The 12,069-nt window shown below is 66.8% G+C and carries 7 protein-coding genes and 1 tRNA gene; 2 read left to right on the top strand and 6 right to left on the bottom strand.

Annotated features, from left to right (window positions below):
* Positions 1–17 precede the first annotated feature (17 nt).
* From J2T21_RS11975 to J2T21_RS11965, 3 genes are all read right to left on the bottom strand, one after another.
* Positions 18–446 (bottom strand): VOC family protein, encoded by a 429-nt coding sequence (locus J2T21_RS11975; RefSeq protein ID WP_307581587.1) that lies wholly within the window; start codon positions 444–446, stop codon positions 18–20.
* 49 nt (positions 447–495) lie between these two features.
* Complete coding sequence (locus J2T21_RS11970) at positions 496–1,428, bottom strand: aldose 1-epimerase family protein (protein ID WP_307581586.1); 933 nt, start codon at positions 1,426–1,428, stop codon at positions 496–498.
* 176 nt (positions 1,429–1,604) lie between these two features.
* On the bottom strand, positions 1,605–2,225 hold the full coding sequence (locus tag J2T21_RS11965) for an ANTAR domain-containing response regulator (protein ID WP_307581585.1): 621 nt from the start codon (positions 2,223–2,225) through the stop codon (positions 1,605–1,607).
* Between the two features lie 158 nt (positions 2,226–2,383).
* On the opposite strand from J2T21_RS11965, the gene J2T21_RS11960 reads away from it, so the two are divergent.
* A tRNA-Leu gene (locus J2T21_RS11960) sits at positions 2,384–2,464 on the top strand.
* Positions 2,465–2,898: 434 nt separating this feature from the next.
* On the top strand, positions 2,899–3,825 hold the full coding sequence (locus J2T21_RS11955) for a S1C family serine protease (RefSeq protein WP_307581584.1): 927 nt from the start codon (positions 2,899–2,901) through the stop codon (positions 3,823–3,825).
* Positions 3,826–3,905: 80 nt separating this feature from the next.
* Here the strand turns inward: J2T21_RS11955 and pyk are convergent, their stop codons facing one another.
* From pyk to gltB, 3 genes are all read right to left on the bottom strand, one after another.
* Positions 3,906–5,423, bottom strand: coding sequence for a pyruvate kinase (pyk, locus tag J2T21_RS11950; RefSeq protein WP_307581583.1), 1,518 nt, complete (start codon positions 5,421–5,423; stop codon positions 3,906–3,908).
* 66 nt (positions 5,424–5,489) lie between these two features.
* Positions 5,490–6,947: a glutamate synthase subunit beta gene (locus tag J2T21_RS11945; protein WP_307581582.1), complete on the bottom strand. Its 1,458-nt coding sequence runs from the start codon at positions 6,945–6,947 to the stop codon at positions 5,490–5,492.
* Entirely contained in the window at positions 6,940–11,544 is a 4,605-nt protein-coding gene (gene gltB, locus J2T21_RS11940; RefSeq protein ID WP_307581581.1) for a glutamate synthase large subunit, read from the bottom strand. Before gltB ends, J2T21_RS11945 begins: the two co-directional genes overlap by 8 nt.
* Between the last annotated feature and the right edge of the window lie 525 nt (positions 11,545–12,069).

Genomic DNA, 12,069 nt, shown 5'->3' with positions numbered 1-12,069 from the left:
CGAGGGACCGGGCCGGCCTACTGCATGTGGCCTTCGGCGTCGGCGAGGTTGCAGACCAGCTGCCAGAGATGGCCGTCCGGATCGGCGAAGGTGCCGACGTATTGCATCCGTCCGCTGACGTGCGGTATGCGGTGGGCCGTAAAGCCCTTGCCTTCCGAGTCGGCCACCGCGGCGAGTATTTCGTCGACCTCGTACTCGGTGGCGATGGCGCAGCTGAGGAAGGCGTCGGTGGCGGGCACCGGAAGCAGCGGCGTGCGCTTGGCCTCACGCGAATACGTGGTGAAGTCCTCGGTCTCGGCCAGGAAGATCGTCATTCCCGGCAGTTCCAGGCAGACCATGCCCATGGCGAGCGTGGCGTTTTCGATGCCCACCACATCGCGGTAGAAGGCCAGGGAGCGCGCGGCATCCCTCACCGCCAAACTCAGGACCACACCTTGGGTTTTCATCGGGACACAGCTTCCTTCCACGCGTTGTACGTTGCCGTGCTTCCATTGTTCATCGGGAACCGCCCGCGGCCACATGCCTGATCCCCCACGAGGATTCCCAGGTCTCGCCCGGCGCCAGCCAACGCAGTCCCATTCCGTTGTTGAAGGCGTTCGCCGCCGCGGTCATCGGTTCCAGGGCCACCGCGTGCACCGGACCTTCCGGGCCCTTGAAGGTTTGCGTGGTGTAGGCCTGGATGAAGCCGTAGTTCCGATCCATGTGCAATTCCACGCGGGTTCCATCCGGTGCCTCCAAGTAGTGCCGTGAACCGCCGTCGGCCCCGCGCGTGAGATCCGTCCACGCATTGTCGAGGGCGACGTTGCCCAGTTTCCTGCCGTGCCGGTAGTCCAGGTCCGTGCCGTCCACCGGCAACGGCCGCCCGACGGGAATCATCGCCCCGTCGACTTCCAGGTGCCGCGCGGCGTCGATGAGCAGTGTCAGCTCGCCCACCGGGGTGTCACCGACTCGCAGGTAGGGGTGGGCTCCCACGGCCACCGGGGCCTTGGACGTGCCGAGGTTCTCCAGCCTGTGGGTGACTTGCAACCCGTCCGCCACCAATTCATAGTGCACGGACGTGGCCAGTTCGAAGGGATACCCGGGCGCGGGTGAAATCTCCGCCGCCAATACCACGCTGTGGTTTGTTCGTTTTGCCTGCCGATAGCTGCTGTGCCGCAGCAGTCCGTGGCTGGCGTTGTTGCGCTCCAGTTCGGTGATCACCAGATGTTCCTCGATGCCGTCGTGGCTCCAGGTTCCTCCGGCAACGCGATTTGGCCAGGGCACCAGGACGACGCCGGCCGCGGAAGGCGCGGCCATGTCTTGCGGGTAGTCCTGGACAAGTTCCACCCCGTCGACCACCAGCCTGCGCAATGCGGCACCGATCTGGGTCACCACCGCGTGCTGCGTGCGGCCGGCGATGGTTCCGGAGAGTTCGAATTGCTCACCCATCGGTGAATCCGGATGTGGCACGGTGGCCCTTTCCTCGCGGTTGATTGCCCTGCATTGCCTGTCCCAAGAATCCTATCGAGCCAACACGCCCGTGGCAGCAGGAAAATGCAAACGGGGCCGGGGAATTCCCGTGTCGGGGATTCCGCGGCCCCGTCGAGGGCGATCCTGGTGCTTGGCTACTTGACCTGGTCGATGACGGTCTCGGCAACTTCGCGCATGGACAGGCGGCGGTCCATGGACGTTTTCTGGATCCAGCGGAACGCCTCGGGTTCGGTCAGGCCCATCTTGGTGGTCAGCAGGCTCTTGGCTCGCTCGACGAGCTTGCGCGTGGCGAACTGCTCGGTGAGGTCACCGACCTCCTTCTCCAGCGCGCGGATTTCCTCGTAGCGGGAGATGGCGATCTCGATGGCCGGCACCAGGTCCGCGGGGGTGAACGGCTTGACGACGTACGCCATGGCTCCGGCCTCGCGGGCGCGTTCCACCAACTCCTTCTGGCTGAAGGCGGTCAGCAGGACCACGGGTGCGATGCGCTCCTTGACGATGGTCTCGGCCGCGGTGATGCCGTCCATGACCGGCATCTTGACGTCCATCAGCACCAGGTCGGGCTTGTGCTCGCGCGCCAGCTCGATGGCCTTTTCCCCGTTGTCCGCCTCGGCAACCACGTCGTAGCCCTCGCCGCGCAGGATCTCAACGATGTCGAGGCGGATCAGGGTTTCATCCTCGGCAACAATCACGCGGCGGGGTGCGCCGGTGTTGGGCTCGGGATCAATTCGTGTTACTTCGGGCAGATCGCTCATGGGTGCTCCTTCATTCCCGGGGTGACCGGGGCTGTCATCGACTCTCGGTTTTACGGTTAAGCCTATCTGCATGTACAGTGGATAACCGCAAGGACGCGAGGATTTCTGCGCAAAGCAATCATCAGTTACGCTTATTCTCGCTGCTTCAAAATGTGCCCGCCCGAGTGGCGGAATGGTAGACGCGCTGCACTCAAAATGCAGTATCGAAAGGTGTGTGGGTTCGAGTCCCACCTCGGGCACAACCGGCCTCGATCCCTTGGTTCACAAGGGATCGGGGCCTTTGTCATTTCCGGAAAACAATTCCCCGGCGTCAATGACGACCGCCACTTTGAGATCCATTTGTGTGTTTATTCTTTCCATTGGGCACATCACCTCAATTCTTGGGCCGCGTTGATTGAAGGCGTTGGCAGGACCGCTGGATCAGGCGCTCGGAGACGACCAGCGAAATCGGCATTGCGGGATACCTGGAAATGCAGGCTTTCCTGCTTCGCCGTTCTCCCATGGCGTATCCATGGCGGGACTACGGTGGGCACCGCTTTCGTTGTATAGGCATGTGGCGCGGCCGGTGCGCGGGCAGGAAGCGTCGCAAATATCGGACCATGGGCACCCCTGGAGGCGTGCGGTGAATGAGCCTTTCGATATTTCCGAATCCGGGCTTGGGCCTGAAGATGTGATGGACGCCTATTCCCGGACCGTCATCGGCGTTGCCGAAGAGGTTGGGCCGCATGTTGCGGCCGTCGAGATGATGCGTACCGGCCGCGGTGGCCCGGTGCGCCTTGGCGCGGGTTCCGCCGTGGTCTTCACCGAAGACGGCTTCATGCTGACCAATGCCCACGTGGTTGCCGGGGCTACTGCCGGACGGGCGACCTTTGCCGACGGCACGGCAACGGACCTGGAGATCAGAGGAGCGGACGCCCTGTCCGATCTGGCCGTGATCCGCGGTTTATCCCACATGCAGGCACCGGCCCGACTCGGCGACGCCGAGGGGCTGCGGGTGGGCCAACTGGTGATCGCCGTGGGCAACCCGCTGGGCCTGGCCGGTTCGGTGACCGCCGGGGTGGTCAGCGGGCTGGGGCGATCCATCCCCACCGCACTTGGCCGGGCCCGGCGGGTGATCGAGGACGTCATCCAAACCGATGCCGCGCTGAACCCGGGCAATTCGGGCGGGGCGCTGGCCGATGCCCGCGGCCGGGTTGTGGGCATCAACACGGCCGTGGCGGGCGCGGGCCTGGGCCTGGCCGTTCCGATCAACGCGACCACCCGGCGGATCATCGCCGCGCTGATGGCCGACGGTCGTGTCCGGCGCGCCTACCTGGGCCTGGTCAGTGCCCCGTTTGCGCTGGACGAGACGCTGTCATCGCGCATGGGCCAGCGGCAGGGACTGCGCGTTGCCGATGTCATCGCCGGGTCCCCGGCGGAGAAGTCCGGGTTGAAACCCGGGGACCTGGTGCTGACCGTCGGACGGCGCCCGGTCTCCACCGCCGAAAGCGTGCAAAAGCAGTTGTTCACCGAAGCCATCGGTGTGCCGCTGCCGGTGACGGTGCTCCGGAACGGTGCGATGGTGGATGTCATCGCCGTGCCGGTGGAGCTGACTGGCTGAAAACGAAAGGGCCGGACCCCCACCGCGGTCCCCCAAGGGAATCGTGGTGGAAGTCCGGCCCCCGCCGCACCTCGAACCAGCTAGATGGTGTGGCTGTTTTCGCCCTCGCCCTTGTCCGAGTCCCACGGACCGACCTTCTCGCGGGCCGGCATCGGCTTGCCGTCGCCGAGCTGGCCGGCGTCCGCAAGGTCGCCGACCTTGTGGATGCGCAGCGAGTTGGTGGACCCGGCCTGTCCGGGAGGGGACCCGGCGGCGATGCAGACAATGTCGTTGACCTCGGCCAGGCCTTCGGCCAGGAGGGCGCGGTCGACCTGTGCGGTCATCTTGTCGGTGTGGTCGGCGTATTCGACCAGGCGGGGCTGGATGCCCCACATCAGGGTCATGATGTTGTAGGTCTGCGGCAGCGGGGTGAAGGCCAGGACCGGGCGCTTCGGACGCAGCCGGGACAGGCGTCGGGCCGAATCGCCGGACTGGGTGAAGGCCACGATGTACTTGGCATCCAACTGGTCGGCGATCTCCACGGCGGCACGGGTGATGGCGCCGCCACGGGTCTTGGGCTTGGAGCCCAGGCGCGGGATGCGGTCCAGCCCGTGCTTTTCCGTGGAGGAAATGATCCGTGCCATGGTCTCGACGGTCTCGATGGGGTATTCGCCCACCGAGGTCTCCCCCGAGAGCATGACCGCGTCGGCGCCGTCGATGACGGCATTGGCGCAGTCCGAGGCCTCGGCGCGGGTCGGCGTCGGGGACTCGATCATCGACTCGAGCACCTGGGTCGCCACGATGACCGGCTTGGCCCAGCGGCGGGCCAGCTCGATGGCGCGCTTCTGCACCAGCGGGACTTCCTCGAGCGGAAGCTCCACGCCGAGGTCGCCACGTGCCACCATGATGGCGTCGAAGGCGTCGATGATTTCTTCCAGCGCGTCAACCGCCTGCGGCTTTTCGATCTTGGCGATGACCGGAAGGCGCCGGCCTTCCTCGTCCATGATCTCGTGCACGCGCCCGATGTCGGCGGCGTTGCGCACGAAGGACAGGGCGACCATGTCGACGCCGGCCCGAATGGCCCAGCGCAGGTCCTCCTCGTCCTTTTCGCTCAGGGCGGGAACGTTCACGGCCACGCCGGGAAGGTTGATGCCCTTGTTGTTGGACACCTCCCCGCCCACGACGACCTCGGTGACGACCTTCTCGTCATCCACGGCCGTTGCGCGAAGGGCAACCTTGCCGTCATTGATCAAGAGGATGTCGCCCACGTTGACATCGGTGGGCAGGCCCTTGAACGTCGTGGAGCAGAACGTGCCATCCCCCAGCACGTCGGCAATCACGATGGTGAACGTGTCCCCGACCTTGAGCATGTGCTTGGCGTCGTCCACGAAGCGGCCCAGGCGGATCTTCGGTCCCTGCAGGTCGGCAAAGATGCCCACCGGGCGGCCGAGCTCCTCGGCCGCCGCACGGACGTTGCCGAGGTTCTCGGCGTGCATCGAGTGGTCGCCGTGGCTCATGTTCAGCCGGGCGACGTCGACACCCGCCTTGAGCACTGCCAATGTCTTGTCGTAGGTACCGATCGCCGGGCCCCAGGTGGCCACGATTTTTGCGCGTCTCATACGGTTAGCCTATCTGCCTTTCCATTTCTCAGGTCGGGAAAACACCGCATAAGAGGTGCATCCGTTTCACAACATGCTGATGGCCCGATCCGTCGGAGAGACGGGGGCCGGAAGGCGGGTTTCGCCCATCAGGTATTTGTCCACGGCCGCGGCACAGGATCGTCCCTCGGCTATGGCCCACACGATCAGGGATTGTCCGCGTCCGGCATCGCCTGCCGCGAACACCCCCGGGGTGTTGGTCATGTAGTAACCATCGCGGGCGACGCTGCCCCGGTCATCAAACTCGGTGTTGGCCTGTTCCAGGAAGCCGGCCTGCTCGGGTCCGGTGAACCCCAGGGCCAGGAAGACCAGGTCCGCGGGAATGACCCGCTCGGTGCCCGGCTTCGGAAGGCGCTGACCGTCTATGAATTCGGTCTCTGCCACAGTAACACCCATCACGCTCCCGTGCTCACCTGTGAAGTTGACGGTGGCGGCCAAATACGACCGCTCGCCGCCTTCCTCGTGGGCCGACTGGACCTCGAAGATGGTCGGGGCCATGGGCCAGGGCTGGTGCGCCGGACGCTCTGCCGGGGGCTGCGAACCGATGGCCAGGGTGGTCACGGAGGCCGCGCCCTGGCGGGTCGCGGTGCCCAGGCAGTCGGCCCCGGTGTCGCCGCCGCCGAGGATGACCACGTGCTTGCCGGCGGCATTGATCCGCAGGCCTTCACGCTCGCCGGCCACCACCTGGTTCGAATCCACCAGGTAGTCCATGGCGAAGTGGACGCCCTCGAGTTCGCGTCCGGGGACCGGCAAATCGCGCGGCACGGTGGCGCCCGTGGCCACGATCACCGCGTCATACAGCCTGTTCAGGGCGTCGAATTCGATGTCGGTGCCCACCGAGACCCCGGTGCGGAACACGGTTCCCTCGGCCTCCATCTGGGCCAGCCGGGTCTCCAGGACGTCCTTGCCCATCTTGAAGTCGGGGATGCCGTAGCGCAGCAGCCCGCCGACCTTCTCGTCGCGCTCGTACACCGCCACGGTGTGCCCGGCGCGGGTCAGCTGCTGGGCGGCGGCCAGGCCCGCGGGGCCCGAGCCGATCACGGCGATGCGCTTGTCGGTGTGGCGCACGGCCAGCACCGGCTCGAGCCCGCCGGAGGCAATCAGGGTGTCGGCGATTTCGACCTCGACCTGCTTGATTGTTACGGCCGGCTGGTTGATGCCCAGCACGCAGGAGGACTCGCAGGGGGCCGGGCACAGCCGCCCGGTGAACTCCGGGAAGTTGTTGGTCGCGTGCAGGCGCTCGGCGGCCTCTGCCATCCGGCCCTCGTGGACCAGGGCGTTCCACTCCGGGATGAGGTTGCCCAGCGGGCAGCCGTTGTGGCAGAAGGGCACCCCGCAGTCCATGCAGCGCCCGGCCTGCTTTTTCAGCACGCCGGCGTCCTGCCTGGCTGTTACCTCGCGGTAGTCCATGATGCGCACCGAGACGGGGCGCTTGGGCACGGTGACGCGTTCGCGCACCTCCAGGAATCCACGTGGATTAGCCACGGGTCACCTCCAAAATCCTGTTCCAGACGGTTGCTGAATCGGGGTCGAATCCTTCATGGACGGCAGTGTTTCGTGCCTGGGACACCGCGGCGTAGTCCCGCGGGAGCACCTTGGTGATGCGGGCCGCGGCCACCGGCCAGTCGGCCAGCAGGCTGGAGGCCAGTGCCGAGCCGGTGTGGGCCACGTGCTTGGTGAGCAGTTCCTTGATGAGCGCGCAGCCCGCCTCGTCGGGGCCGGAAAGCAACAGGTCCTCGTTGGCCACGGCCAGCGGGTTCAGCGCCGCGGTGTCCAGGTCCAGCACGTAGGCCGTGCCCCCGGACATGCCGGCGGCGAAGTTGCGTCCGGTGGGACCCAGCACCAGCGCGGTTCCGCCGGTCATGTATTCGCAGCCGTGGTCGCCGATGCCCTCGACCACCGCGGTGGCCCCGGAGTTGCGCACGGCGAAGCGTTCGCCCACCAGCCCGGCGATGAACAGCTCGCCGCTGGTGGCGCCGTAGCCGATGACGTTTCCGGCAATGACCTGCTCGGCCGGGTTGAAGCCGGAGCGTGCATCGGCGCGCACGGAGATCCGTCCGCCGGACAGGCCCTTGCCGACGTAGTCGTTGGCGTCCCCGACCAGGTCCAGCGCAATGCCGGCGGGCAGGAACGCGCCGAGGGATTGGCCAGCGTGCCCGCGCAGGGTGACCGCGATGGTCCCCTCCGCCAGCTCGTCGGTGCCGAAGGTGCGGGTGACGTGGTGGCCGAGCATGGTGCCCACCGAGCGGTCGGTGTTCTTGACGGGGAGGTCAAGGACGACCCTTTCGCGGCGTTCCAGGGCCGGAGCGGAAGCTACAATGAGCTGGTTGTCGAAGTGCCTGTCCAGCCCGTGGTCCTGGGACCCGGTGCGCGAACGCGCCGCCCCGGGCCTGGAGCCGGCGGTGTTGAAGATCTTTTCCAGGTGCAGCCCGGCGGTCTTCCAGTGACCGACCGCGGCGCGGGTGTCGAGCAGCTCGGCCTGGCCGATGGCCTCCTCGAGGGTCGCGAAGCCGAGTTCCGCGAGGATCTCGCGGACCTCCTGGGCGAGGAACTCGAAGAAGTTCACCACGTGGTCCACCTGGCCGGTGAAGCGGGCGCGCAGCTCCGGGTTCTGCGTGGCCACGCCGACCGGGCAGGTGTCCAGGTGGCAGACGCGCATCATGATGCAGCCGGCAACCACCAAGGGGGCGGTGGCGAAGCCGAATTCCTCGGCGCCCAGCAGCGCGGCGATGACCACGTCGCGGCCGGTCTTCAGCTGCCCGTCGACCTGCACGGTGACGCGTTCGCGCAACCCGTTGAGCATCAGCGTCTGCTGGGTCTCGGCCAGGCCGAGCTCCCAGGGCACCCCGGCATGCTTGAGCGAGTTCAGCGGGGAGGCCCCGGTGCCGCCGTCGTGTCCGGAAACCAGCACCACGTCGGCCTTGGCCTTGGTGACGCCGGCCGCGACGGTGCCGATGCCGACCTCGGAGACCAGCTTCACGTGGACGCGGGCACCCGGGTTGGAGCACTTCGCGTCGTGGATCAGCTGGGCCAGGTCCTCGATCGAGTAGATGTCGTGGTGCGGCGGCGGGGAAATCAATCCCACGCCGGGGGTGGAGTGGCGGGTGCGGGCCACCCACGGGTAGACCTTGTTGGCCATCAGCTGGCCACCCTCCCCGGGCTTGGCACCCTGGGCCATCTTGATCTGCAGGTCGTCGGCGTGCGTGAGGTACATGCTGGTGACCCCGAAGCGGCCCGAGGCGATCTGCTTGACCGCGGAGCGGCGCTCCGGATCCAGCAGGCGGTCCACGTCCTCGCCGCCCTCGCCGGTGTTGGACTTGCCGCCCAGCCGGTTCATGGCGCGGGCCAGGGTCTCGTGCGCCTCGGCGGAGATCGAGCCGTAGCTCATCGCCCCGGTCGCGAAGCGCTTCACGATCTCGGACACCGGTTCCACGGCGTCGATGTCGATGGGCGTGCGTTCGCCGGTCTTGAAGTCCAGCAGCCCGCGCAGCGTCATCAGGCCCTTGGCCTGGTCGTCGACGCCCTGGGTGTATTTCTTGAAGATGTCGTAGCGGCGTTCGCGGGTGGCGTGCTGCAGCCTAAAGACGGTCTCCGGGTTGAAGAGGTGCGGCGGTCCCTCGCGGCGCCACTGGTATTCCCCGCCGGTTTCCAGCACACGGTGCGGATCCGGGTTCAGGTCGGAGGGGTAGGCTGCGGCATGGCGCATCGCGGTTTCGGTCGCGATGATGTCCAGGCCCACTCCCCCGAGCTGCGAGGAGGTGCCGGTAAAGTACTGGTCGACCACTCGCTGGGACAGGCCCAATGCCTCGAAGGTCTGGGCGCCGCAGTAGGAGGCCACGGTGGAGATGCCCATCTTGGACATGATCTTCAGCAGGCCCTTGCCCAGCGCCTTGATCAGGTTGGTCTGCGCCTTGGCCGGGGTCACGGAGCCGAGCTCGCCCTGGGTGGCCATTTCCTCCACGGATTCCAGCGCCAGGTAGGGATTGATCGCCGAGGCGCCGTAGCCCACGAGCACGGCCACGTGGTGCACCTCGCGCACGTCCCCGGCCTCGATGACCAGGGAGGTCTTGGTGCGGTTGGCGCTCTTGAGCAGGTGGTGGTGCACCGCACTGGTGAGCAGCAGCGACGGGATCGGCGCCCACTGGGCGTTGGAGTCCCTATCCGAGAGCACGATGAACTTCACGCCGCGGTTGATGGCGGCGGAGACCTTTTCGCAGATTTCCTGCAGGCGGGCGCGCAGCTCCGATTCGCCGCCCTCGGGGCGGTAGAGCCCGCGGACCTTCAGGGCGACCTTGGCGCCGGATTCGTCGCGGATGTTGGCGATCTTGGCCAGGTCGTCGTTGGTGATCACCGGGTAGTCGAGGGACACCTGCCGGGCGTCGACCTTGCCGGTGGCCAGCAGGTTCCCGTCCGGGCCGATGCTGGTGCCCAGGGAGGTGACCAGTTCCTCGCGGATGGAGTCCAGCGGCGGGTTGGTGACCTGGGCGAAGGACTGGGTGAAGTAGTCGAAGAGCAGCCGCGAGCGGTCCGAGAGCACCGCGACGGGGGTGTCGGTGCCCATGGCACCGAGCGGCTCGGCGCCGGCGGAGGCCATCGGGGCCAACAGGATCCGCAGCTCCTCGGTGGTGTAGCCGAAGGTGCGCTGGCGGATCTGCACGGAGGCGGAGTTGTGCTTGACGTGCTCCAGGTCCGGCAGCTCGGTGAGGCTGATCTTGTTCTCGTTGAGCCACTGGGCCCACGGGGCGGAGGCGGCGACCTGCGACTTGATCTCGGCATCGTCGATGATGCGTCCGGCCTCGGTGTCGATGAGGAACATCTTGCCCGGGGCGACGCGGCCCTTGGCGGAGATCTGCTCGGGGGCCAGATCGATGACGCCGACCTCGGAGGCCAGCACGACCAGTCCGTCGGTGGTGATCCAGTAGCGGGCCGGGCGCAGCCCGTTGCGGTCCAGCACCGCGCCGACCTGCTTGCCGTCGGTGAAGGAGACCGCGGCCGGGCCGTCCCAGGGCTCCATGAGCATGGAGTTGTATTCGTAGAAGGCGCGGCGGTCCGCATCCATGGTGGCGTGGTTTTCCCAGGCCTCGGGGATCATCATCATGATGGCCTGGGCCACGGGGCGGCCGGAGAGCACCAGCAGCTCGGCGACCTCGTCGAAGGATGCGGAGTCGGAGGCACCGGGGCTGCAGATCGGGAATAGTTCCTCGGGGACCTCGCCCAGCAGCGGGGAGGCCAGCTGGGACTGGCGGGCGCGCATCCAGTTGCGGTTGCCCTTGACCGTGTTGATTTCGCCGTTGTGGGCAATGGTGCGGAAGGGCTGGGCCAGCGGCCAGGAGGGGAAGGTGTTGGTGGAGAATCGCGAGTGCACGATGCCGAGGCGCGAGGCGAAACGGGCGTCGGACAGGTCCGGGTAGAACTCGGTGAGCTGCTCGGTGGAGAGCATGCCCTTGTAGACCATGGTCGCGGAGGAGAGCGAGGGGAAGTACACCCCGAACTTGTTCTGGGCGCGCTTGCGGATGCGGAAGACGCGGGCGTCGAGGTCTGCCTCGTGGTCTTCGGCGGCACCCAGGAAAAGCTGGGAGAAGTGCGGCATGCACCCCAGGGCGGTGGCGCCGATGGCCGCGGTGTTCACCGGGACGTCGCGCCAGCCAAGAACCGTCAGGCCTTCCTCGGCGGCGAGTTCCTCCAGTGCGGTGACGGCGGCGTTGCGCTGCGCGGTCTCCTGCGGGAGGAAGGCGGTGCCGGCGGCGTAGCGGCCGGGGGCGGGAAGGGCGAAATCGGTGACCGCGCGAAAGAATGCGTCGGGGATCTGGGTGAGGATGCCGGCTCCGTCGCCGGTGCCGGCGTCGGCGCCCACGGCGCCGCGGTGTTCGAGGCGGCGCAGCGCCTCGAGGGCCTGTTCCACGATCTGGTGGCTGGCCTCCTTGGTCAGCGTGGCAATGACCGCCAGGCCGCACGCGTCTTTTTCGTTTGCCGGATCGTAGAGTCCCTGTGCTGCCGGGACGTCGGCAAACCTGGTGTAGGGCGAGGAAATCTCCTCGCCCTGATGCGGTGAGGCATTGAGTTGGACTCCGGTCATGCTCATGAGTTGTCCCTTTCTCGGTGTGTGGGCGGCGGGTCTGGTTCTTCGGACGACGGTGGCCGAGGGAGTTTTTGGGTTCGCGAATCGGTGCCCCGCTGGGGGCTTGGTGTGGGGTGTGGGTGTGGCACCAATGCTGCGGGCGCGGCAACCGTGTGTTCCAGCCGGTGGGCGGGCCGCGGGTCGTGCGTTTCCACGTCGTTGTGGTTGCCGGCAGCATCGGGTGCGGATGGAGGGGTGCTCCGCGCCCGGACGTGCTGCCACAGTGAAAAAAGAGTAGCACCGGCATGTTTCGGATTTATACGCGCTTTTGTTTCCAACAGTTTTCGTGCCCACTACGAACCCGTTGCTGACTTGGAACTTTTGGGTTTCCTGAAAGTTTCGTCGTACGACAACAAAGCCTTGTCATCTTTCTTCCCAAGGCAGCAGGGCCCCGGACACGTGGTCATGGTGGTGGTGGCCCCCCTGAACGACCAGGATGCCCACGGGTAGACTGGCCTGAGCTGGCCGCACCCAACCGCCGCGGCATCG

It is taken from the genome of Paeniglutamicibacter psychrophenolicus (assembly GCF_030812255.1).
Taxonomy (GTDB): domain Bacteria; phylum Actinomycetota; class Actinomycetes; order Actinomycetales; family Micrococcaceae; genus Paeniglutamicibacter; species Paeniglutamicibacter psychrophenolicus_A.
This window is presented reverse-complemented; position numbering and strand designations above follow the sequence as displayed.